General features: G+C 37.5%; 20 protein-coding genes. 8 read left to right on the forward strand and 12 right to left on the reverse strand.

The genetic code is table 11. The features are described 5' to 3' along the window. Positions 1–208: 208 nt before the first annotated feature. Both A6M13_RS11445 and A6M13_RS11450 read right to left on the reverse strand, forming a co-directional pair. Positions 209–844, reverse strand: coding sequence for an NAD(P)H-dependent oxidoreductase (locus tag A6M13_RS11445; protein WP_066546362.1), 636 nt, complete (start codon positions 842–844; stop codon positions 209–211). Between the two features lie 261 nt (positions 845–1,105). Then, positions 1,106–2,029, reverse strand: coding sequence for a manganese-dependent inorganic pyrophosphatase (locus A6M13_RS11450; RefSeq protein WP_066546366.1), 924 nt, complete (start codon positions 2,027–2,029; stop codon positions 1,106–1,108). A 252-nt stretch (positions 2,030–2,281) separates the two neighbouring features. On the opposite strand from A6M13_RS11450, the gene A6M13_RS11455 reads away from it, so the two are divergent. After that, positions 2,282–3,088, forward strand: coding sequence for a GNAT family N-acetyltransferase (locus A6M13_RS11455; RefSeq protein ID WP_245669309.1), 807 nt, complete (start codon positions 2,282–2,284; stop codon positions 3,086–3,088). 95 nt (positions 3,089–3,183) lie between these two features. Here A6M13_RS11455 and A6M13_RS11460 read toward each other — a convergent pair whose 3' ends face one another. Together A6M13_RS11460 and A6M13_RS11465 are read right to left on the reverse strand one after the other, a co-directional pair. Next, on the reverse strand, positions 3,184–4,038 hold the full coding sequence (locus tag A6M13_RS11460) for a MurR/RpiR family transcriptional regulator (RefSeq protein ID WP_066546376.1): 855 nt from the start codon (positions 4,036–4,038) through the stop codon (positions 3,184–3,186). Between the two features lie 506 nt (positions 4,039–4,544). After that, on the reverse strand, positions 4,545–5,768 hold the full coding sequence (locus A6M13_RS11465) for an MFS transporter (protein WP_066546378.1): 1,224 nt from the start codon (positions 5,766–5,768) through the stop codon (positions 4,545–4,547). A gap of 258 nt (positions 5,769–6,026) precedes the next feature. On the opposite strand from A6M13_RS11465, the gene thrC reads away from it, so the two are divergent. The 3 genes from thrC (at position 6,027) to A6M13_RS11480 (ending at position 8,826) form a co-directional block, all read left to right on the forward strand. Next, positions 6,027–7,079 (forward strand): threonine synthase, encoded by a 1,053-nt coding sequence (gene thrC / locus A6M13_RS11470; RefSeq protein ID WP_066546380.1) that lies wholly within the window; start codon positions 6,027–6,029, stop codon positions 7,077–7,079. After that, positions 7,079–7,981: a homoserine kinase gene (gene thrB / locus A6M13_RS11475; protein WP_066546382.1), complete on the forward strand. Its 903-nt coding sequence runs from the start codon at positions 7,079–7,081 to the stop codon at positions 7,979–7,981. Before thrC ends, thrB begins: the two co-directional genes overlap by 1 nt. A gap of 194 nt (positions 7,982–8,175) precedes the next feature. Further along, positions 8,176–8,826: an NAD(P)-dependent oxidoreductase gene (locus A6M13_RS11480; RefSeq protein WP_066546384.1), complete on the forward strand. Its 651-nt coding sequence runs from the start codon at positions 8,176–8,178 to the stop codon at positions 8,824–8,826. A gap of 115 nt (positions 8,827–8,941) precedes the next feature. Here A6M13_RS11480 and A6M13_RS11485 read toward each other — a convergent pair whose 3' ends face one another. The 8 genes from A6M13_RS11485 to hflX form a co-directional block, all read right to left on the reverse strand. Beyond that, on the reverse strand, positions 8,942–9,571 hold the full coding sequence (locus A6M13_RS11485) for a phosphatase PAP2 family protein (protein WP_066546387.1): 630 nt from the start codon (positions 9,569–9,571) through the stop codon (positions 8,942–8,944). Positions 9,572–9,984: 413 nt separating this feature from the next. Continuing rightward, a complete protein-coding gene (locus tag A6M13_RS11490) occupies positions 9,985–11,040 on the reverse strand; it encodes a siderophore ABC transporter substrate-binding protein (RefSeq protein WP_066546389.1) in 1,056 nt (351 codons plus the stop codon). Positions 11,041–11,185: 145 nt separating this feature from the next. Continuing rightward, the gene (locus A6M13_RS11495) at positions 11,186–11,953 is read right to left on the reverse strand and encodes an iron ABC transporter ATP-binding protein (RefSeq protein ID WP_066546391.1); all 768 of its coding nucleotides are present in this window, start codon (positions 11,951–11,953) and stop codon (positions 11,186–11,188) included. After that, a complete protein-coding gene (locus tag A6M13_RS11500; protein ID WP_425393921.1) occupies positions 11,950–12,861 on the reverse strand; it encodes an iron chelate uptake ABC transporter family permease subunit in 912 nt (303 codons plus the stop codon). The genes A6M13_RS11495 and A6M13_RS11500 overlap by 4 nt, the downstream gene beginning before the upstream one ends. Positions 12,862–12,910: 49 nt before the next feature. Beyond that, positions 12,911–13,864, reverse strand: coding sequence for an ABC transporter permease (locus A6M13_RS11505; protein ID WP_066546396.1), 954 nt, complete (start codon positions 13,862–13,864; stop codon positions 12,911–12,913). 321 nt (positions 13,865–14,185) lie between these two features. Beyond that, entirely contained in the window at positions 14,186–15,295 is a 1,110-nt protein-coding gene (gene menC / locus A6M13_RS11510) for an o-succinylbenzoate synthase (RefSeq protein ID WP_066546398.1), read from the reverse strand. A gap of 153 nt (positions 15,296–15,448) precedes the next feature. Then, on the reverse strand, positions 15,449–16,939 hold the full coding sequence (locus A6M13_RS11515; protein ID WP_066546400.1) for a peptide MFS transporter: 1,491 nt from the start codon (positions 16,937–16,939) through the stop codon (positions 15,449–15,451). A gap of 333 nt (positions 16,940–17,272) precedes the next feature. Then, positions 17,273–18,562 carry a GTPase HflX gene (gene hflX / locus A6M13_RS11520; protein WP_066546402.1) on the reverse strand — a complete coding sequence of 430 codons (1,290 nt, stop codon included), beginning with the start codon at positions 18,560–18,562 and terminating at the stop codon, positions 17,273–17,275. A 170-nt stretch (positions 18,563–18,732) separates the two neighbouring features. Between hflX and A6M13_RS11525 the strand changes: the two genes are divergently transcribed. The 4 genes from A6M13_RS11525 to A6M13_RS11540 all read left to right on the forward strand — a co-directional run bounded on the left by A6M13_RS11525 (position 18,733) and on the right by A6M13_RS11540 (position 22,949). Next, positions 18,733–19,905, forward strand: a complete 1,173-nt coding sequence (locus tag A6M13_RS11525) for a class I SAM-dependent methyltransferase (RefSeq protein WP_066546411.1) — start codon at positions 18,733–18,735, stop codon at positions 19,903–19,905. A 3-nt stretch (positions 19,906–19,908) separates the two neighbouring features. Then, positions 19,909–20,670, forward strand: a complete 762-nt coding sequence (locus A6M13_RS11530) for a dimethylarginine dimethylaminohydrolase family protein (RefSeq protein WP_066546413.1) — start codon at positions 19,909–19,911, stop codon at positions 20,668–20,670. A 616-nt stretch (positions 20,671–21,286) separates the two neighbouring features. Next, the gene (locus A6M13_RS11535; RefSeq protein ID WP_066546415.1) at positions 21,287–21,907 is read left to right on the forward strand and encodes a DUF47 domain-containing protein; all 621 of its coding nucleotides are present in this window, start codon (positions 21,287–21,289) and stop codon (positions 21,905–21,907) included. Positions 21,908–21,932: 25 nt separating this feature from the next. Further along, the gene (locus A6M13_RS11540; RefSeq protein WP_066546416.1) at positions 21,933–22,949 is read left to right on the forward strand and encodes an inorganic phosphate transporter; all 1,017 of its coding nucleotides are present in this window, start codon (positions 21,933–21,935) and stop codon (positions 22,947–22,949) included. The last annotated feature ends 31 nt before the right edge of the window (positions 22,950–22,980 follow it).

Consider the following 22,980-nt stretch of genomic DNA (forward strand, 5'->3'; position numbering starts at 1 on the left):
ACAAGTAAGAAGAATACGCTAAAGAGGTATGACTTCAAACATCCATCCTTTTATAAAGCACCCTATTTCGCATACAATCGCCGTAATATCAACATGTGGTATCGATACCATACAATAAATTACATCTTACACATAAATACGAATAAAAATACATATACGCGCATAAAAAAGAAGGACGAAAATTTCGCCCTTCCGTAAAAAAAATTTATTATGCCTTTACAGCTAAACCTTGTGCTAATTGTTTTACTTGCTCTAAGCCCGCAGCAATGATTGCTGGTGCATCATTTTGAGATGAAGCGTGACCTTCGATAATTACTTCGCCTACTTTTTCCATACCATAAACGCCACCAATTACTGCGTTAATGTAGTTTGCAGACATATCCATTGGTGCTGTTTCTGGTGTTGAGTAGATGCCACCACGTGCATTTAACACGATGTATTTTTTGTCAGTCATTAAGCTTACTAATTGACCTTGCTCGTTATATTTGAATGAGTAACCTGCACCGTAAGTGTAATCAATGAATGATTGTAATGCTGCAGGAATCGTCATGTTCCATAATGGGAATGCAAATACAACTAAATCAGCTGCCGTTAATGCTTCACGTGATTTGTTGAATGCTTCTAATGAACGTGCTTCACGTGTTGTTAATTCTTCGCCAGCTTGCGCTTTACCGAATGCGTTGAATAACTCTTGACCGAAGTACTCTAAGTTTTCTTCAAATACGTCAAATGTTGAAAGGTTTAAACCTTCTACTTTTGCTGCTTCTTCAATAAATGTGTTGTACATTGATGTTGATACGCCATCTGGGCGGTTGTTTGCTTTTACTACTAATACGTTTGTCATAATGATAGTTGCTCCTCTATTGTTAAATGAAATTTTTAACTTATTTTAATATTTTCAAATGGAAATATTTCCACATCATTTATCTCAACTTCGAGATACAAGATATATCATAATATGATTTCACGAAAAAATCTATTAAAAAGTTCTCAGACTTTTGGCTGAATCTCTATCCATTAAACGACTTCTTTAATATTTACTAATTTTGTTGCGTTATTTCAAAAAAACATCGACCTACAAAATGTAGGTCGATGCGTCCGTTACTTATTTTAAACCGTCTGTTAATACAGGTACGATTTGCTTTTTACGTGATACAACGCCTGGTAATGTAATGCGTCCATTTACGATGTCTGCACCGAATGCTTTCGCCGCTGCTTCTGCCACTTGACCAGCTGCTACTGCTGTTGAATCATTATTTAAAATATCTGTTACAACGAAGAAGAATAAATCTAAGCCGTTATCTGCAACATTTTTATTTAATAAGTTTACAAGCTCTTCTTGGCGACCTAATACATCTTCAATATCAACTGCATTTACTTGTGCTACTGTTGCTTTGTATGCACCAAACTCAAAGCCTTTTGCATCTAATGATAATAAATCTTCTAATGATTTATCAGAAAGATCAGCACCCGCTTTAAGCATCGCTAAACCGTAGTCTGCTGCGTCAACGCCAGCGATTTTCGCTAACTCTTCACCTGCTGCTACGTCTTGTGGTGTGCAAGTTGGTGATTTGAATAATAATGTATCTGAAATGATAGCAGAAAGCATTAAGCCTGCGATGTTTGCAGGAACTTCTACACCATTTTCTTTAAACAATTTGTTTAAAATCGTTGCTGTACATCCAACTGGCTCTGCACGGAAGTATAGTGGATCCGCTGTTTGGAAGTTATCGACACGGTGGTGGTCGATTACTTCTAAAATACGTGCTGCCTCAATACCTGCTGCTGATTGTTGGAATTCGTTATGGTCTACTAAAATTACGTCAGTACCCGCTTCTACACCTTCGATGAAACGAGGTGCTTCAAAGCCGAATTTTTCAAGTGCATATGCAGTTTCGTTGTTCACTTCCCCTAGACGTACCGCTTCAGCGTCAACGCCTAATTGTTGTTTTAAATGTGCATATACTAATGCAGATGTAATTGTGTCTGTATCTGGGTTTTGATGCCCAAAAATAATAACTTTGCTCATATGTTAATAAGCCTCCTACTATATGAATGAATATCGCTTTTATTTTACCATAACTGATGAAGAGAAACGTAGTTCATCATTCAATTAAAGAAAGTTCATATCTTTTTGAAAATAAATGAATGCGCTTGTCATTTTTTAGCCAAATTTTCAAGGATTATTTAGTGTTTCTGGAGTTATAAACGTTTTGTTCCATGCTACAAATATGATATTATAATCATCGTGTGTATTATCAGTAAGGAGAAGATGAATAACATGTCAAAAAAGATGGAGAAAAAGTACATTCCTTTAGCTACTTTCTTCCAATCTGCAACGCAAAATGAAATTATATTAACTTTTGAAGCACTTGAAAATATTATGGGGCAAGCACTGCCAAATGCAGCCTATTTAAATATGAGCTGGTGGAAGAAAACAAAGCCACCGTTAACACATTTCTTAGCGTGGACAAACGCAGATTATCACGTAATTGATGTAAAGTTAGGAAGTGCGATTACATTCTCACGCCTAAATCCTGTTGAACATAATGAAACGGAAGACGGAAAAGGAGCCAATGCCTTTGTCATTCGTTCGATTGAAACAGAAGATGCTCGACCTTATATCAATTTACTAGAAGAAATTTATTCTGAAACCGATTACCTACCATACGAAGCAGGCACTCGCCAATTAACAGTGCAAGGCATTCGTAAAATGATGGGTGAATGGCGCAAAACAAAAAACAGTACTGTATTACTTTGTATTTTCAATGGTGAATTTGCTGGTTTCTTAAGTCTTACTGGAAATGAAGCAAGCCGCCGAAGTCACATTGCGACAGTAGAATTCGGTGTAAAACAAAACTTCCAACGCCAAGGTGTTGCAACGGCACTCGCTCAAGCAGCTGAAAAATGGGCACTAGATCGCCACATTACTCGTCTTGAATGTACTGTCTTTGCAAATAATGACGTTGCTCGTGCATTTTGTGATAAAATGGCCTACAACGAAGAAGGTACACGAACACAAGCGATTCAACTAAACGATACATTTGTTGATGAAATTTTCATGAGTAAATGGCTACAGCACGCATAAAATAGAGGAAACGCAACAACACTTTCCACGTTTTAAATAGTGCTTATCGTAATAATAAAAAACTTCCGTCCACCAAAAGGTGCGACGGAAGTTTTTTATTGGAATGTCGTTACTAACCGTAACTCCGGTTTACCTTCTTGAACGCCTTCTTTTTGATACTGTTCATATTTACGACGGTTTTGTGCAATCGTACATTGTAATAATGTATGTAAAAATGACATCACAACTGGCGTCATATTTAAAATAGATTTTTGCTTCGTCCCCATCGCGAATAAGTAAGAAGAATGTGTACGTAATGGTGACAATGCCGTATCTGCAATTGTAATCACCTCTACCCCTTTACGCTGTGCACTTTCACTTAACTTTGTACATTCCGTCGCTTGCTTATCTAATGCTAATACGACTAATACACTATTCGGTCCAAACTCCTGCACACTCTGCGCATATGTATGAGAGTCGTGTAGTAACGTAACGGATGGATGTAATTGCTCAAGTGTGCCGATAAACCAATGTGCAATTGGCGCAGTCGCTACAGTTGCTAACACATAAATATGCTGGGCTTCATCTACAGATTTCGCTGCCATTGCTAACTGTTCATCATCAATTAATTGAATGGTATCTGTTATTAACTTGGCATCTTCATTCATCAAGCTACTCGCATTTTTTTGAATGCTTTTCACTTTCGCATTACTGCCGTATGCACGTGATTTTGTTGGTTCTGTTTGTAATATATATTCTTTCATCATCGTTTGTAATTCTGTATAGCCTGCTAAATCCATCGCGTAACAAAAACGAATAACCGTTGATTCACTAACGCCTGCTTGACGACCTACCTCTGCTGCCACATGTAATGATACGGTGCGAGGATTGTCTATAATAAACTGTGCTACTTTGCGTTGCCCTTTTGATAAACGATGGAAACGTTTTTTAATTTCTTCATAAATCGTCATGCCAAACAACCTTCCTTTATATAATTAATCATCAAATGCTATTGCGTTTCGACGTAGCCACACATCTAAAATTCAATACATTTTTTAATAGGGACAGCTTCGGATGAGCCTTTTAGCTGTTCCTCAATACTTGCGCCAAATACGATTGCTGCAAAAAGAACAAGCTATACGGATGATTAATGTATACAAAGTAGCTTGCTTCTTTTTATTACGTCACGATGTACGTAGTATTAGTTACATTAACATTTTTATAGTTTGAAAACAATGACTTTTCAGAAAAAACTTTAGTTCGCTAAATTAATGAGCGCTTTTACGACATAACGTTCTATATTTCGTAATTACGTAGCAATTTTCAAACGAACTTTTTTGTCACATTGCCTATACCGTCACATCTAATCATTCCGAATTTCGAATAAAAGAAGCGAAAATAGGGTGAATGTAAGCTGACATTACTGCTATAAAAAACCAGCCAGACATCTTACCTGTCGACTGGTTTTACAGAAATGTTATTGCAACTCTGTTTGCTTCGTTTCTTTACCAAAGAATAGAACAGCGGCTGCACCAATTAAAATAGCACCGCAAAAAATCGCAAAAATCGTACTAATATCGTAGCCACTTGTTAACATCGAACCGACTAACAGCGGACCAAAAATTCCACCAATTCGACCAACCCCCGCTGCAATACCTGCTCCTGTACCGCGATTTACTGCTGGATATTGCTCCGGTGTGTACGCATAAAGCGCGCCCCATGCACCTAAGTTAAAGAATGATAGTGCCATACCTGCACCGATTAACATCGCAACACTTTCTGCATTCCCAAATACAAGTGCACTTGCTGCCGTTCCGATTAAATACGTGACAAGGACAAATTTACGGCCGAATTTTTCAATAAACCATGCGGCTGTAAAGTATCCTGGTAATTGCGCTAATGTCATAATCAATACGTACTTAAAACTTGTAATTAAATCAAAGCCTTTCCCCGTCATCACACTCGGTAACCAAAGGAACATACCGTAATAAGAAAATACAACTGAGAACCATAACACCCATAATACAAGCGTTTGTTTACGGTACGGTTTTGCCAATAAATCACGCATATTTTGCCAGACTGTACGTTTTTTTGCTGAAGCCTTTGCAACAAATTGCGGTGAATCAGGTAGCTTCATACGAATGTACAATGCATAAAACGCTGGTAAAGCGGTTAATAATAATGCCACTCTCCACCCATAATCAGGAATAACAAAATACGCAATAAGTGCACCAATTAACCAACCGGCTGCCCAAAAGCTTTCTAGTAAGACAACGACACGCCCACGCTCTTTTGCCTCTACACTTTCAGATACGAGCGTAGATGCAACCGGTAACTCTCCGCCTAATCCCATACCGACAAAGAAGCGTAGTATTAAAAAGACCGCTAATGTTGTGGTTAAAGCGGATAAGCCACTCGCGACCGAGAACAACACGAGCGTCCACATAAATATTTTTTTGCGCCCTATTTTATCAGCTAATAAGCCAAATACGACTGCACCAACTGCCATACCGATTGAGTTTACACTACCAATCCAGCCCATCTGCTGGGAATTTAACCCCCAATCAACCGCCAATGCCGCAATTACAAACGATAAAATCCCAACGTCCATTGCGTCGAACATCCAGCCAACACCCGCAACGCCCAATAGTTTATTACGCGATATTGGTTGTGTTGCTGTCGTTTCCTTTATTGTTGTCATTTTTATCTCCACCTGTCTTTACACTTGAATACACAGTAAATATAAACGTATTCGTGCAAAATAGCAATGAAAAATTATGCGCGTGTTTGGCTTCATTCCTATATAAAACGCTTCCAATTTTAAACGAGTACGAAATATGTTTCATTGTTTTGACAATTTCACAAATTCTATTGAATGACTGGCATTTTTACGTTAGAATGTCTTTTATACAAAAACAACTGTTCTCGTCATATGAACAACAAAGGAGTTAATACCGTTATGTGGAAAGGTTTAATCGAAGAATATAAACAATACTTACCTGTTACTGAAAATACACCAGCGTTAACATTAAATGAAGGTAACACACCTTTAGTACATTTAGTCAACTTGTCAAAAAAGCTTGGCATCGAGCTTTACGGTAAAGTAGAAGGTGCAAACCCGACCGGCTCATTTAAAGACCGCGGTATGGTATTTGCAGTAGCAAAAGCAATTGAAGACGGTGCGAAATGCGTAATTTGCGCATCTACTGGTAACACATCTGCAGCAGCTGCTGCTTATGCAACACGTGCCGGCATTAGCTCAATCGTTGTTATCCCGAAAGGTAAAGTAGCACTTGGTAAACTTGCACAAGCATGCATGTACGGCGCGAAAATTATCGAAATTGATGGGAACTTTGACGATGCTTTAAACATCGTACGTCGCGTTTCTGAAACAACACCTGTTGCACTTGTAAATTCAGTAAATCCTTATCGTTTAGAAGGTCAGAAAACAGCAGCATTCGAAATCGTCGATAGCTTAGGTGCTGCACCTGACTACTTATGTATTCCTGTTGGTAACGCCGGCAATATCTCGGCTTACTGGAAAGGTTTCAAAGAATACAATGAAGCAAAACAAACAGGCTTACCGAAAATGTTTGGCTTTGAAGCAGAAGGTGCTGCGGCAATCGTGCAAGGCGCACCAATTGCAAACCCTGAAACAGTCGCAACAGCAATTCGCATCGGTAACCCGGCAAGCTGGTCATTAGCAGAAGCAGCACGTGACGAGTCTGGCGGCATTATCGACGCTGTGACAGATGAAGAAATTTTAGCAGCTTATCAGCTAATTGCCGGAACAGAAGGCATTTTCGTCGAGCCAGGTTCTGCTGCATCATTAGCAGGTGTCATTAAATCAGTGGAAAGCGGCAAAATTCCACAAGGCAGCAAAGTAGTTACAGTATTCACTGGTAACGGCTTAAAAGACCCAGATACAGCAATGAATGTTTCAACAGTAGATTTAGTATCACTAAAAAATGATGAAGATGAAATCCGCACATATATTGAGGGCACACTATAATGACATGGCGTATTGTTGTACCTGGAAGTACAGCAAACTTAGGGCCAGGCTTCGATTCAATCGGGCTTGGTCTTTCCCTCTATTTAGAACTAACGGTAACGCCACAAGATACATGGGAAATTATCCATTTATCTGAGCAATTACCACAACAATTCATCATTAAAGAACATTTAATTTACTGTATCGCGAAACAAATTGCTGAACAATATGGCAAAGAGTTGCCTGGTTGTAAGCTAGAAATGACATCGGAGTTACCATTTGCACGTGGTCTTGGTAGCAGTGCTGCCGCAATTGTTGCTGGAATTGAAGTTGCGAATTTATTATGCGATTTGCAATTAACGACGCAAGACCGCCTCAACCTGTCTTCACAAATTGAAGGTCACCCTGACAATGCAACAGCTTCTGTTCTCGGTGGCTTAACGATTTCTGCAATGGATGCAAATGGCATTGTTGATACATTTCATGTGAATAATGTTGATGCTTCATTTGTCGTATTTATTCCGAATGTCGAGCTAAAAACATCTGAAGCACGCGGTGTATTACCAGATAATTTTTCACGTACGTACGCCGTTGAAGCGAGTGCCAATGCAAATATGCTCGCTGCTGCATTAATGGCACGTGATTTCAAACGTGTTGGTCATTATATGGAACAAGACCGCTTCCATGAGCCATTCCGCGCACAACTTGTCGTAAACTACGAAGACATTCGTATCGCGGCTAAACAAGCAGGTGCATATGGAACGGCACTAAGTGGTGCAGGTCCAACAATGATTTCGATTATTCCATCGACAATTGAAGATAGCTTTGTCGCGAAAATGGAAGAGTGTTTCCCACACCACCGTATCGTCTTAACGAAAGCGGACGAACAAGGCATTCAAGTTACGACAATTGCAACTGTATAAGTAAAAGAGCGTATCCTTTTTCATAAAGGACACGCTCTTTTTCCATTTTACAGGCATTATGACGGTATAATCCCCTATACGCTAAAAGTATGATTTTCACTTCAAAATAACATTTTTAACGTCGTTTATTCGATTTTTTCGTCATTAATCGTTATAATATAAAAGTAACTTCACACGTAAAGGGGAGATTTACTATGAAAATCGCAATTATCGGTGCTACAGGACGTGTCGGCAAACATGTACTACGTGAAGCATTAATGCGTAAACACGACGTTGTAGCCATTGTACGAAACGCAGCTAAACTACCAACTGATGTTGACGTTGAAGTGTTAGAAAGACAACTATTAGAGATTACAGCACATGATTTATTAGGTGTAGATACTGTCATTAATGCACTTGGCGCTGGTCAAGGCGAAGAGCATCTATATGTCGATTTAGGTAAGCATTTAATTCAACTATTAGAAGGCACACCGATTCACCTCATTACAGTGGGAGGTGCAGGAAATCTATTTGTCGATAAAGACAAAACACGTCGCCTGTTAGAACAAGAAGATTTTCCAGAAATCTATTTACCAACTGCGTTAAACCAGTTACAAAACTTAAAAGATTTAAATCGTTCATCTGTGAATTGGACGTTTATTAGCTCATCTGAAATTTTAGACCCATCTGGCCCACGAACAGGGCATTATATAAAAGGGAAAGACCATGTTCTTTATAACTCACAGTTAAATAGCTATGTTAGCTATGCAGATTTTGCAGTTGCAGTAGTTGATGAGGCTGAGAACCGTCAGCACTTGCAAGAACGCATTACAATCGCTTCTGAGAACATTACGAGTGCTTCATAGTGAACCATTCTCTATTTTAAGTATACGCGTACAGCAGCCATATAACGCTGTTTAAAACGTATGCTTATAAATACATCGTGTTCATTATGTCCATATAAAAAAAGACATCTGGTCGTCATACCAGATGCCTTTTTTTATGTCCTGATTGTTTGTTCTTCGTTTGTTGCCAACGCTGTAAAACGATAACACAAAAGATAAACCATGCTAATGCTAATCCCCAGCCCGCCAGTACATCAGAGAAGAAATGACGACTTTCAGCTACACGAGACATACCAACAAGCATAAATAATACCGTTGCGCCAATCCATACTGTCGTATGCACACGTGCTTGACGATAAAGTGCATTTAATACATAAACAGCTGTTAATATCCAACATAAGCTTGCCATCGTATGTCCTGATGGAAAGCTAAAACTCGTTAACTGGTCCGCAATTTCTGGACGCGGACGCTCGAAAATACGCTTCACCACTTGGTTAATAATATAACCACCGATAATTGTTGCAAATGTGAATACCGCATAATCGTTTCGCTTTTTCACTATACAAATGCCGATGAATACAGCTGCTAACACAAGTACAAAAATCGTTTCACCTAAATAATGAAATGCCGTAATGATGCCATTTCCGGCAATTGCTTGAGAAGCACGTGCATCAATTGTTTGGAACATGTCCGTGTTATATGTAAATGCAATCACTGTAAACAACAGCAAACCAGCTACCACTGTGCACCATTGCCATGTTTTCATACGTCCCCCTACCTTCCTTTTACTTCCATTATTATAGCGGTAAATGATGCTTTCGAAAAGTAGTGTAGCCAAAAGAATGTTGGATATAGCGTAAATGTTGAAAATAGAGAAATGGTTGCATTCGTATTGACGGAGTGTGAGTTCTATATGATTTGTGAATCAAATAATATGCTGGCGAGTGGCGTGAAAATGGCGACTCCTGCGAGAACAGCACTGTTTTTCAGTTTTTATCTCCAACTCGCCTTTTATCATTCAAATGTAATAACACAGGCAAGCTTCACTTTAAAAACACTAATATTTTTTCAGCATAACCTTCTTTTATAATTGTGCGACGCATTTATACAAATATATTTTTTATTCGCCTTTAGAAAAAGCGACATGTCTCCTTTGGGAGACATGTCGCTGTCATCGAATTATTTTAATTCGTTTAAGATTTCATCTAATTTTTGTGTTTCAGTTGTGATACCGTTTGAAGAGAAGTACCAGTTTACGCCATCAAGGTAAACAATTTTGCCTTCTTTGTAAGCACGAGTTTGTTTGATGATGTCGTTTTCGATGTCTGCTTGGATAGCTTCAACATCTGAAACTGTACGGTCGATTACTAATAATACTTCTGGGTCAACAGAAAGGATTGACTCATAAGAGAAGTCAGAACCGTGAGAAGAAGCTTCAATATCTTCTGTTACTGGTGTGAAACCGAAGTCATTGTAAACGTATGCGAAACGAGAATCTTCACCGTTGTCGAAACCAGAGATTTTCTTGTCGTTGTACATTGCTACTAATGCGCTTTCGTAACCGCCAGCTTTTTCATTTACTGCTGCCACTTTCTCATCTAATGTTGCTTTTAACTCTTCTGCTTTTTCTTCTTTACCGAAGATTGTTGCAGCTAAGTCAACCGTTTCTTTTACGCCAGCGATGTAATCAGAGTTATCAGAACCGATGAATACTACGTTTGGTGTAATTTCTTTTAATTCTTCATAGAAAGCACTTTGACGACCAGAGATGAAGATTACATCTGGCTCAGCCGCTGCTACTGCTTCGAAGTTGATTTCTTTTAAAGAACCAACGTCAGCAATATCATCAGATGGGGCGTACTTGTCTCTAATGTGTGCAGGAACGTTGCCTGTACCGCCGTTAGCAGCTACACCAACAATACCTTCAACACCTAAAGCATCAAGTGTATCTAAGAAACCGTAGTCGAATGAGATAATACGCTTAGGCTCTTCTTCTAAAGTTACATCTTCAAAAGTAAGTGAGCTTCCATCTTCATTTTCACGACCTGCTGATAAAGATTGTACAGTCATTGGGAATGCAGAAGTTTCTTCAGTTGCAGTCTCTTCGTTTGAAGTTTCTGTTGCAGCTGTTTCTTCTGTATCCTCTGCAGTTGTTGTTTCCTCTTCTTCAGCTCCACAAGCAGCTAGCATTAACGTTAATGCTGCAGTTGTCGTTAAAAAACGCCATTTTTTCATTGTAATGTCTCCTCCTGGATTGTCATCACCATCTTAAATGATAGTGATTATCGTTTTCATTTAACTAACGTAATTCTATACGAATTCTTTTACAATTGTCAATCATCTTTTAAAAAAACTTTTACAATTCATGTAGAACGATATGCTATGAATGCGAGTTAAAGTACACACAAATGCGACAACCGTCTTGTTCTTGGACCGGGATGTGCATGTCATAAACTTCTTGTAATGCCTCTGAATTAATAATTTCATTTGTTGGACCATCTTTAATAAGACGACCATCTTTTAACGCCACGATACGGTCTGAATATACAGATGCAAAGTTAATATCATGCAGTACGATAATAACCGTTTTCCCTAACTCGTCTACTAAACGGCGTAAAATTTTCATAATTTGTACAGAGTGTTTCATATCTAAGTTATTTAATGGCTCGTCTAATAAAATATATTCTGTATCTTGCGCAATAACCATTGAAATAAACGCACGTTGCTTTTGACCACCTGATAATTCGTCTAAATATTTATCCTGCATATCTGCTAAGTTCATATATTCTAACGCTTCATCAATTTTCACTTCATCTTCTGGTGTTAAACGACCTTTTGAGTACGGATAACGTCCAAATGCGACAAGTTCACGAATTGTTAAACGCACATTAATGTGGTTCGCTTGCTTTAAAATTGCGACACGTTTCGCAAATTCATGTGATTTAATACCCTTCACGTTGCTGCTATCTAATAAAACCTCACCAGTATCTGAATCTAATAGGCGGCTTACCATTGATAATAATGTCGATTTACCAGCACCATTTGGTCCAATAAATGACGTAATTGTACGAGGTTGAATTGTCACTGACACATCTTCTACAACAGGTTTTTTCGCAAAAAACTTCGACAGGCCTTTAATTTCAATCATCCTGCTGACCTACTTTCTTTTAGTAATAAGTAAATGAAGTATAATCCACCGACAAAGTTAATAATGACACTGATTGTCGTATTTAAATCAAATACGTGTAATACAAGGAATTGACCACCGACAAGAGCAATAATACTAATTAAACTCGCACCGAGAATTAAAATCGAATGCTTATAGGTTACTAAATATTGATACGCTAAATTGGCGACAATTAATCCTAAGAATGTAATTGGTCCAACTAAAGCTGTTGATGTTGCTAATAAAATAGATGATAAAATTAATACTTGTAATACACGCTTATCATAGTTTACACCTAAGTTAATCGCTGTTTCACGACCTAAGCCCATTACGTCTAAATCTTTCATCATCATTGCGCCCCAAATGAAGGACACAATTAAAATCGCCGCAGCAATATATAAAAGTTCAGCTTTTACGTTCGTAAAGCTCGCGAATAAACGTGTTTGTAGGCTTAAATATTCTACTGGGTCAATAATAACTTGTAAAAACGTCACAAAACTTCCGAGCAATGTGCCAATAACCATACCAGCTAATAGTAGTAAGTAGATTGGATATTTATCGGCACGGAATAAGAAACGGTATAATAATAACGCGAATAATACCATCGCTAAAATCGATACACCGAAGTTTAAGTAACGGCTTACAACAAAAATAGATGCCGAACCTAAGAAGAAATAAATAACCGTTTGTACCACTTCATACATCGAGTCAACCCCGATAATCGACGGTGTTAAAATACGGTTACGTGTAACAGTTTGGAACATAACGGTTGCGTACGCAATCGCTACACCCGTAATAATCATTGCAAGGACACGAATAACACGTTTTGGGAACGCATAGCTAAAACCACCTTGAATGTTATAAAATAAGAATCCTGCAATTGATAACATAGCAAGAGCAACTAATACTAATATTTTAATGAGGTTTTTTCGTTTTACACTACTTTGCATATGCTTTCCCCCTAAATAACATCACTAAGAAGATGGCACTACCGATTACTGCAACCGTCGTGTTTACCGGAATTTCATATGGGTGAACAATTAAGCGGCTGAAGATATCACATGCTAGTAGGAATACAACCCCAAGTGCAATTGTATGTGGAATCGTTTTACGTAAATTATCGCCTAAATATAACGATACGATGTTTGGAATAATTAACCCTAGGAACGGAATAACCCCTACTGTTAAAACAACAGTTGTTGAAATAACGGCTACAAGTACTAAACCAATGTTTAATACGGTTTTATAACTAAGTCCTAAGTTCTTTGCAAAATCTTCACCCATTCCTGCAACAGTAAATTTGTTCGCAAAAATATATGCTAGTATAATCGCTGGTACTGCTACGTATAGTAGTTCGTAACGACCTGATACGACCAATGTAAAGCTTCCCATGAAGAAGGCGCTCACATTTTGCATAATTTCTGATTCATAAGCAAAGAATGTTGTAATTGCAGAAATAATATTCCCGAACATAATCCCGATTAATGGAATAAAAATAACATCTTTAAACTTAATACGGTCAAGTAATTGCATGAAGATAAATGTTCCTGCTAACGCGAATGCAAAACCAAATAAAACTTGTTGCATATACGTTACTTGTGTGAAGAACACCATCGAAATTACAATCCCTAGTTTCGCAGCATCTAATGTCCCCGCTGTTGTAGGTGAAACGAATTTATTACGGCTTAGTGATTGCATAATTAACCCCGCAATACTCATACCTGCGCCGGCTAAAATAATCGCCATTAGTCGTGGCACACGGCTGGCTAAAAAGATTTGCATCTTATCAGAATCCCAGTCGAGTAGGTCACTTGGTCTAATATCAATTGCGCCTACAAACAGAGAGATAAACGACAAAATAACAGCTGCTACAATTAGCATCCATAGTCTCATTTCGTAAACCTCATTTATTCTATTTTGTTTTCTTTTCACAATGAAAATGATTATCATTGCATGTAAAACTCATTATATACCCTTTCTCTATAGTCATTCAACCGTTCTCGCTAATTGAGAATGAAAAAAATAGCCAATCATTAACATATTTCATGTATAAAATACAATAATATCAACATATTGTAGATAACAAAAAGACTTCATCACCTGCGAAAAAAATTTCAAATTCAAAATATTTAAGAATCATTTTAATTTGACATTTTTGTCAAATAAAATAATTCTAAAAAACGTACAAATCAGCGCTATTTGTACGTTTTTAGATTATACATATGTATTTATGCCAATTGTGATACGCTCAAGGTGCTCGTGATTAAGCCCATAGCCACGCCCTGCCACTGTTGGCACACTGATTTTCGCCCCGCTTGCTGTAATTTCAGGTACTGTAATATCTTCGTACCAGTAGCGATTAGCACCTGCAATATCAGATGCATACATAAAGTTTGGTAGCGATGCAATTGCTATCGCATGTGCACGACCTATTCCAGCCTCTAACATTCCCCCACACCACACACCAATGTCATGTTGTTCACAATAATCATGAATACGTATTGCTTCTGTAAAACCACCAACTCGCGCAAGCTTCACATTTATAATTTTACAACTTTTTAATTGTATAGCTCGCTTTGCATCTGCTAATGAACAAATACTTTCATCTAAGCAAATGGGTGTAGTGATATGTTGCTGTAAAATCGCATGTTCAACAAGATCATCATATGCAAGTGGTTGTTCAATCATCACTAAATTAAATTCATCGAGTGCTTTTAAACGATCTAGTTGCTTAAGTGTGTACGTAGAATTAGCATCTGCCATTAAATCAATTGTTGGAAAATGACGACGAATCATGCGTAAAAGGTCAATGTCTTCGCCTGGCTTTATTTTTACTTTAATGCGTTTATACCCTTCATCCAATGCATGCTGAATACGAGCAATCATCGCGTTTTCATCTTGCTGTAAACCAATGGCAACGCCGACTTCAATCGCTTGCTGTGTACCGCCTAATAATTGTGCAAGTGGTTGATCGACAAGCTGTGCATATGCATCCCAGACAGCAGTCTCTACAGCTGACTTTGCCATTTGATTACGACGAATCGGTTCAAAAAGTGTATGAATATCGCGTGGATGCTTTAGCGAACGATGTAATACAAGTGGTGCAAGTACATCTCCAATTATATGTTGCATCGTCCCAATCGTTTCTTCAGTGTAATAAGGCTTTTCAAATGCGAGCCCCTCACCATACCCAATAATCCCGTTCGTTGTATGTACTTCGACAACTAAAAATGGCTTATCATGAATCATATCGATGCCACTTTTAAACGGTGCTTTCAATTGCATTTTCGCAGTGCGTACAACCATTCTTTCTATTTGAAACATACATATCCCACCATTCTCTTTTTTGGAGTTTCTTCTATTATATTAGAAAAAATAAAAGTTTGGACACCTACACTTTATTATAGTAGTGTACTGTATTTTTGCACAAAAAAAAGCGCGCCCAAGAATCTCTTCTTAGACGCACTTCTTTTCTTGTTATTTTACACCTTTCATCGCACGAGAAATGATTGGTGAAATGATTAAAATAATAATACCGATAACTACTGCAAATGCACCAAGCACACCGAAGTATGTTACTTCTGATACAACTGCATAAATACGTACTAACTGTGCGTTAATCGCTGATGCCGCTGCTGATGCTAAGAACCAAATCGCCATTGTTTGTCCGGCGAATGCTGCTGGTGCTAATTTTGTTGTTGCTGATAAACCTACTGGTGATAGTAATAATTCACCGATTACTGCTAAGAAGAATGAACCAACTAACCACCAAGGGCTTACTAATGTTTCGCCACCGTTTGATAACATACCTGGGATAACCATTAAGAAGAATGATGCCCCTGCAAAGAATAATGCGTATGAGAACTTACGTGGTGTCGATGGATTACGTACGCCAAGTTTCATCCATAATGTCGCAAATAATGGTGCCAGTAAAATGATAAACATTGGGTTTAATGATTGGAACCATACTGGTGAAATCTCAAAGCTACCTAACATTAAATTCACGCGCGTATCTGCATACGTCGCTAAAATTGTTGCACTTTGGTCAGCAATTGCCCAGAACATTACTGCTGCAATGAATAATGGGATATACGCTAACACACGTGATTTTTCTTCCGTTGTCGTCTTTGGACTACGATACATATATGTGAATAAAATTGTTGGAATTAAAATCCCTAATGTTGTAATGACTAATGAGAAGTTTGCAACCGTTAATGTGCCTGTTGCATTGGCTACTAATACTAATGCGATAATAACCGCTACTGCGATAATCGCAATAATAGACATTTTTTTCTTTTCTGCTGGTGTCATTGGGTTTGGCGGGACTGTACCTGCTAAACCTAAGTTTTTCTTAGCCGTTACGACATAAACGATTAACCCTAATGCCATACCGAACGCTGCTACAGAGAAACCTGCGTGGAAACCTGCTGCTTGGTACACACGATCAATAATTAATGGTGATAAAAACGCACCCATATTAATACCCATATAGAAGATTGAGAAACCTGCATCACGACGTGCATCTTCCTCTGTATACATATCCCCTACAATGGTTGATACATTCGATTTTAATAAACCTGTACCGATAATGATAAAGAACATTGAGCCAAATAATAATGTTGCACTACCTGGTAATGCTAATAATATATGACCAATCATAATTAAAATACCACCGTAGAATACCGCTTTTCGCGTACCGAATACGCGGTCTGCTAAATAACCACCGATGATTCCTGACATATAAACAAGCGACCCGTAAATCGCCATTACTGTATTTGCTGTTGTACGGTCTAAGCCTAAACCACCATGATTTAATTCATAGTACATGTAGTACAGTAAAATTGCGCGCATCCCGTAGTAAGAGAAACGTTCCCAAAACTCCGTGAAGAATAATGTAAATAACCCTTTAGGATGACCGAAAAACCCTTTTTGAGGGACTGATTTGACAATGTCGTCTCTACTCAACATAAATTTTCACCCTTTACTATAATATTCTAACAATTTATCTTATTAGTCTGTTAAACAAACCATTTCACTACACTAAAGCAAAATTAATTATTTTGCAATAGGTATTTAAAAAGTTAGAAAATATTATTTTTTCAATATGTTTAGCATTATACACCTTTTTTGACGTCAAACTTATTGTTTAGAATACATTTAATTTTCAAATAAATATTTTATACTAAATAAATACAAATAAAAATAACATATATAATATTTCAATATAACAAATAATATTTATAAAAAAACCGATTTGAAATGTTGAACCTTTCAAATCGGTTGCTTCTACATATAAAATTCTTATTTCTCTACAACAAACTGCTTATATTTTTGGTAGTCGGACTCTTGCAGTTCAACACTTAATAATGTGCCGTCCTCTTCATAAGATGTTTCAAAAATCGATGCTTGCATATTAAAATAAGAAACAATATCGCCACGGTCATATGGAATTAGCATGTCACAACGTACATAGTTTGAGAAAATTTCTTCGCGAATCATGTGAATTAATTCATCTAAACCTTCATCTTGTTTCGCTGAAATCCAAATATTATCGCCACTCACCATTGGATAACGTAAGTCTGCTTTATCTGATTTATTGTACACATAAATAGTTGGTACATCTTCTACACCAATCGCTTTTAATGTGTCCTCTGTCACTTCCATCATATAACGGTATTCTTCATTCGATACGTCTACAATGTGTAACAGTAAATCAGAGTCACGCGCCTCTTCTAATGTTGAACGGAAGGCTTTAACAAGATGGTGTGGTAATTTACTAACGAATCCAACTGTATCCGTTAATAAAAAGCGTTTATTATCCTCTAAATCAATTTGACGCACACTTGTTTCCAGCGTTGCAAACAGCATATCTTTTTCGAATACTTGCTTGTCATCATGCTGACCAATTTTACGTAAAATTTGATTCATAATTGTCGATTTACCAGCATTTGTATACCCAACAATAGACACGACTGGAATCGCATTTTTTTTACGTTGTTTACGCTGTGTCTCGCGCTGTGATTTTACTTCTTCTAAATCACGACGTAGCTTTGTAATTTGGTCTTCGATTTTACGACGGTCTAACTCTAGCTTCGTTTCCCCTGCACCACGGTTACTAAAACCACCGCTTGTGCCACCACCTTGACGTGATAATGAAGCATGTAAGCCGACTAATCTCGGTAACATATATTGTAGTTGTGCAAGCTCTACTTGCATCTGTGCTTCCTTCGTTTTTGCACGACGCCCGAAAATATCTAAAATCAGCATTGTGCGGTCAATTACTTTACAATCTAAGTCACGCTCTAAATTTCGGATTTGTGATGGCGATAATTCATCATTAAAAATAACGATGTTTGCATTTGCCTCTTCATAAAAAGCACGAACTTCTTCAATTTTCCCTGTACCTACATAATGAGATGGTGTTACGCGTTCTAAATTTTGCGTGACAACACCAACCACTTCTACTTCAAGTGCTTGTGCTAAATCAGCTAACTCTTCCATTGAGTAATCGAAGTGTTCATCATTTCGTAAATTGACGCCAACTAAAATCGCACGTTCTATTAATTTTTCAATTTCATTTAATTTTTGCATAGTAACCTCCATTAAAACGCTCATGTCGTTGTTGTTAATTATAACATAGCCTTATTCACTACACCGTTTTTCGGAGACGACGAAATCGAAAGCACTACACTTTTATGATAAACTAAAGCCAATCAAATCGATTTAGCCTTGCTAACTATTTTAATTAAAGGACGGTAATTATGGAATTTCAACAAATGAAAGAAGCGCTACTTGAACGCATTGAACAGCAACAACTTGTACAAGCAACAATTAGCCAACCTCGCTTAAAATCTAATGATGTAAAACGTATTAAATTAAAACCTCTTATGCTAAAAGGAATTTATCATATTCAACTCGAATATCAATATGAGCGCATTTTAAAACATGAAAATGTGACACTTGACGCATTTCCAGCGGCTCTGGATGCTTGCTTTGAGGACTTCCGCCAGTTCCAAGGTGAGTTTGTCGATGAACAAATTCATGTGCAATTATCCAAAAAAAATAAAGTGTTATTTAAAACGACAAAGCAACAACAAAAAAAAGAAGTTAACTTAGCACATAACCGTAAAAAAAATTACTTATTAGATGAAACAACACCATACCCATTTTTAATTCGCTTAGGTGTGCAAACAGAAGACGGTACGGTGAAAAAGCAAAAATATGATAAGTTCAAACAAATTAATCGTTTTGTGGAATTTATTGATGATGCACTTGCTCACTTACCAAAAGACCGCACTATTCGTATTTTAGATTTCGGTTCAGGAAAATCGTACTTAACGTTCGCGCTGTACCACTATTTAAAAGTTGAAAAAGGACTAGATTTACATGTAACAGGCTTAGATTTAAAAAAGGAAGTTATTGAAGAATGTAATCAAATTGCCCACGACCTTGGCTATGACCAGCTAGAATTTTTAGTAGGCGATATTAATGATTATAATGATGAAACTGCTGTAGATATGGTTGTCACACTACATGCTTGTGATGTGGCAACGGATATGGCATTAGCACGTGCCGTTAAATGGGGCGCTAAAGTTATTTTAAGTGTGCCTTGTTGCCAGCATGAATTAAATCGACAACTACAAGCACCCGCTCTGAATGTCATGCTCCAACACGGTTTAATTCGTGAGCGTTTTGCTGCACTTGCAACAGATTCCATTCGTGCGCAAATTTTATCACTTGTTGGCTATGAAGCGCAGCTACTTGAATTTATTGATATGGAAAACACACCGAAAAACATTTTAATTCGTGCCTATCATACTAGAAAACCAGCAACACAAGAAGCACGCGAACAATATGATGCATTCGTTCAGTTTCTATCGGCGAAGCCATTTTTACACAATGAATTAACAACTTATTTAGATGAGGTGAAATAACGATTGATTACAAGAGCAATTGTCCGCAAACCTGGTGAAAGCTTTGCGGAAGGTCAAACAGCGTCAGAAGGTCCCACCCCCAATTATGAGCTGGCACTTCAACAGCACGCTCAATATGTAGAAGCCATCCGTACGTGTGGCTTAGAGGTTATCGAACTTTACGCGAACGAACTTTATCCAGATTCAACATTCGTTGAAGATGTGGCCATTACGACAAGTCGCTTTGCTGTTTTAGCGAATCCCGCCTCTCCTACTCGTAGCTATGAGGCAAAGCTAATCGAGCCTGTGATCCAAGAACATTTCGATAAAATTTATCGTATTTTCGAACCTGGGAAATTGGAAGCTAGCGATATTTTAAAGATTGCAAACCACTTCTATGTCGGCTTAACCGCTCGTACAAATGAAGAAGGCGCTGCGCAATTTAAACACGTTGTTGAGCATAATGGCTACGAATGTGACATCATTGGCGTAGAGCATGCTGCTTATTTAAAACAATGTGTCACATATATCGGCAAAAATACAATTCTAGTCAATGAGACATTTGCGAAGCATCCTCTTTTTGCAAAGTATGAGAAGATCATTGTGCCCGCACATGAACACTATGCAATTAATGCGTTGAAAATTAATGAACATTTATTAATTCCTGAAGGGTATCCTGAAACAGCGGCACTTTTACAACAAGCTGGATTTACGTATACACCCATTGCCTTATCTGAGTTTCAGAAACAAGACGGGGCACTTACATGTTTATCATTACGCTTTTAAGCAGAACATCTGCCAAAAGCGCCACGTCGTGTGGCAAGGCAGATGTGACAAACATCGTGTTTGCCTCAAGCCATGCCTACGAAACGCATCCGCTATGTAGAGTAGCACCCAAAGCACAAAAATATCCTTCAGCAGTTGTCATTGCTGAAGGATATTTCTTTTTGTCTCAATCTCTTTAGATTGTTTACGTTTCTTCAATAAAGGTAATAACTACCTAACGATACGATTATTTTAGAAAATATGTGTGAAAAACAACAGTATTTATCGATGTTTTCAATTTACATTAGCTTAATATTTTGTCTTGTTTTTAAAAAATATGTACACAAAAAATATTTTCTGTCTATTTTATTTTTATTGTTTTTCCGATAGAAATAAAGACAAATAAGACAATTAAATTCTTTTTCTAAAATTTTAAACAGTTGAATCCGTTTACAATCCTAACTATTTTTTTGTGCAAAATTCACACCTTATGTTACAAGAATGTAAATTTTGATATTTCCAAGTTAATTTTTATGTTGTTTTTGTAAAACGTTTGCTATGATAAATAAGGTTTCAAAACCAATCTATTTTTAAAGATATTTTATACTTTATATATTCTAGGAGGCACTAGACCACAATGTTTAGTTCAAAAAAACCAGATCCATTTTTCGCAGCACTTTTAAAAATCTCTCAAAACGTGCAAGAGTCAATGCACTTTGCGAATGATTGCAAAATTGACAGCCCTGCGTCACTAAAAGAGATCAGTATTAAAATGAAATCATTCGAAACAGCTGGTGACAAATTAATTCACGAATTAATCGTTGAATTAAATAAAGCATTCTTAACACCTATCGAGCGCGAAGACATTTTAGCATTAGCGATTCGTTTAGACGATGTGTTAGATGGTATGGAAAACACAATTGCTCACTTTGAAATGTATTCATTTACAGAAGTAAACGAGCAAATGCGCCAATTCTTAAAGTACATCACATTATCAACAGATGAAGCCGTAAAAGCGATGGAATCATTAAACCGTAAAGATTTAGTTGGTATGCGCCAACATGCGATCTTAATTAAAGATTACGAGCGCGAGTGTGATGAAATTTTCCGTTCTTCAATTAAACAACTATTCTTAAGCGAAAAAGATCCTATTCGTTTAATCATTTTCAAAGACATTTACGAGCAGTTCGAAGAGATTGCAGACTTCTGCCAAAATGTAGCGAACACAATCGAAACTATCATTATGCGTAACGCGTAATTTAAAAAGGACGAGGAATTAAACTATGGATATGCTATTGATCATTACCATATTAGTCGTAATTTTCGCTTTAGCGTTCGACTTTATTAATGGTTTCCATGATACAGCCAATGCCATCGCAACGTCAGTTTCGACACGTGCATTAAAGCCACGTGTAGCTGTCATGATGGCTGCAGTCATGAACTTCTTAGGGGCAATCACATTCGTAGGGGTAGCAAAAGCTATCGCGAGTGATATCGTTGACCCATTCTCTTTAAACTCTTTTGACGGTGATACAACTGGTTCTATCGTAATTTTAGCGGCTCTATGTTCAGCAATTACATGGAACTTATTAACATGGTACTTCGGTATTCCATCAAGTTCATCACATACATTAATCGGTTCTATTGCTGGTGCAGCGATTGCATCTGCAGGCTTTGGTATTTTAAACTACGAAGGTTTCACAAAAATCCTTCAAGCGTTATTACTTTCTCCTGTTATCGCTTTAGTTATCGGTTTTACAATGATGAAACTATTCAAGTTCTTATTTAAAAACTTCAGCCTTTATTCAACAAACAAAGGCTTCCGTTTAGTACAAATCGGTACAGCGGCACTACAAGCATTTACGCATGGTACAAACGATGCTCAAAAAGCAATGGGTATCATTACAATGGCGTTAATCGCTGCAAGCATGCAGTCTGGTGACGAAGTACAAGATTGGGTACGTGTTGCCTGTGCCCTAGCAATGGGTCTTGGTACAGCTGTTGGTGGTTACAAAATCATCAAAACAGTTGGTGGTAAAATTATGAAAATCCGTCCAGTAAACGGTGTTGCAGCTGACCTTTCTTCTGCTTCAATCATTTTTGGTGCGACATTAATCCACTTACCAGTATCAACAACGCACGTAATTTCTTCTGCAATTATGGGTGTTGGTGCAGCACAACGTGTGAAAGGCGTAAACTGGGCTATCGCACGTAAAATCGTTATTACTTGGTTCATTACAATGCCAATTTCTGCATTAATGGCCGGGATATTCTTCTTATTATTAAACTTATTCTTCTAATAAGCTTCATATGTGAAGTAATATACATCAC

Source organism: Caryophanon tenue (genome assembly GCF_001700315.1).
GTDB classification, from domain to species: domain Bacteria; phylum Bacillota; class Bacilli; order Bacillales_A; family Planococcaceae; genus Caryophanon; species Caryophanon tenue.

What these genes read in the sequence shown, in the direction of transcription:
- A6M13_RS11445 (WP_066546362.1), bottom strand. Translation starts at nt 844, where the DNA reads ATGACAAACGTATTAGTAGTAAAAGCAAACAACCGCCCAGATGGCGTA.
- A6M13_RS11450 (WP_066546366.1), bottom strand. Translation starts at nt 2,029, where the DNA reads ATGAGCAAAGTTATTATTTTTGGGCATCAAAACCCAGATACAGACACA.
- A6M13_RS11455 (WP_245669309.1), top strand. Translation starts at nt 2,282, where the DNA reads ATGTCAAAAAAGATGGAGAAAAAGTACATTCCTTTAGCTACTTTCTTC.
- A6M13_RS11460 (WP_066546376.1), bottom strand. Translation starts at nt 4,038, where the DNA reads ATGACGATTTATGAAGAAATTAAAAAACGTTTCCATCGTTTATCAAAA.
- A6M13_RS11465 (WP_066546378.1), bottom strand. Translation starts at nt 5,768, where the DNA reads ATGACAACAATAAAGGAAACGACAGCAACACAACCAATATCGCGTAAT.
- thrC (WP_066546380.1), top strand. Translation starts at nt 6,027, where the DNA reads ATGTGGAAAGGTTTAATCGAAGAATATAAACAATACTTACCTGTTACT.
- thrB (WP_066546382.1), top strand. Translation starts at nt 7,079, where the DNA reads ATGACATGGCGTATTGTTGTACCTGGAAGTACAGCAAACTTAGGGCCA.
- A6M13_RS11480 (WP_066546384.1), top strand. Translation starts at nt 8,176, where the DNA reads ATGAAAATCGCAATTATCGGTGCTACAGGACGTGTCGGCAAACATGTA.
- A6M13_RS11485 (WP_066546387.1), bottom strand. Translation starts at nt 9,571, where the DNA reads ATGAAAACATGGCAATGGTGCACAGTGGTAGCTGGTTTGCTGTTGTTT.
- A6M13_RS11490 (WP_066546389.1), bottom strand. Translation starts at nt 11,040, where the DNA reads ATGAAAAAATGGCGTTTTTTAACGACAACTGCAGCATTAACGTTAATG.
- A6M13_RS11495 (WP_066546391.1), bottom strand. Translation starts at nt 11,953, where the DNA reads ATGATTGAAATTAAAGGCCTGTCGAAGTTTTTTGCGAAAAAACCTGTT.
- A6M13_RS11500 (WP_425393921.1), bottom strand. Translation starts at nt 12,861, where the DNA reads ATGTTATCAATTGCAGGATTCTTATTTTATAACATTCAAGGTGGTTTT.
- A6M13_RS11505 (WP_066546396.1), bottom strand. Translation starts at nt 13,864, where the DNA reads ATGAGACTATGGATGCTAATTGTAGCAGCTGTTATTTTGTCGTTTATC.
- menC (WP_066546398.1), bottom strand. Translation starts at nt 15,295, where the DNA reads ATGTTTCAAATAGAAAGAATGGTTGTACGCACTGCGAAAATGCAATTG.
- A6M13_RS11515 (WP_066546400.1), bottom strand. Translation starts at nt 16,939, where the DNA reads ATGTTGAGTAGAGACGACATTGTCAAATCAGTCCCTCAAAAAGGGTTT.
- hflX (WP_066546402.1), bottom strand. Translation starts at nt 18,562, where the DNA reads ATGCAAAAATTAAATGAAATTGAAAAATTAATAGAACGTGCGATTTTA.
- A6M13_RS11525 (WP_066546411.1), top strand. Translation starts at nt 18,733, where the DNA reads ATGGAATTTCAACAAATGAAAGAAGCGCTACTTGAACGCATTGAACAG.
- A6M13_RS11535 (WP_066546415.1), top strand. Translation starts at nt 21,287, where the DNA reads ATGTTTAGTTCAAAAAAACCAGATCCATTTTTCGCAGCACTTTTAAAA.
- A6M13_RS11540 (WP_066546416.1), top strand. Translation starts at nt 21,933, where the DNA reads ATGGATATGCTATTGATCATTACCATATTAGTCGTAATTTTCGCTTTA.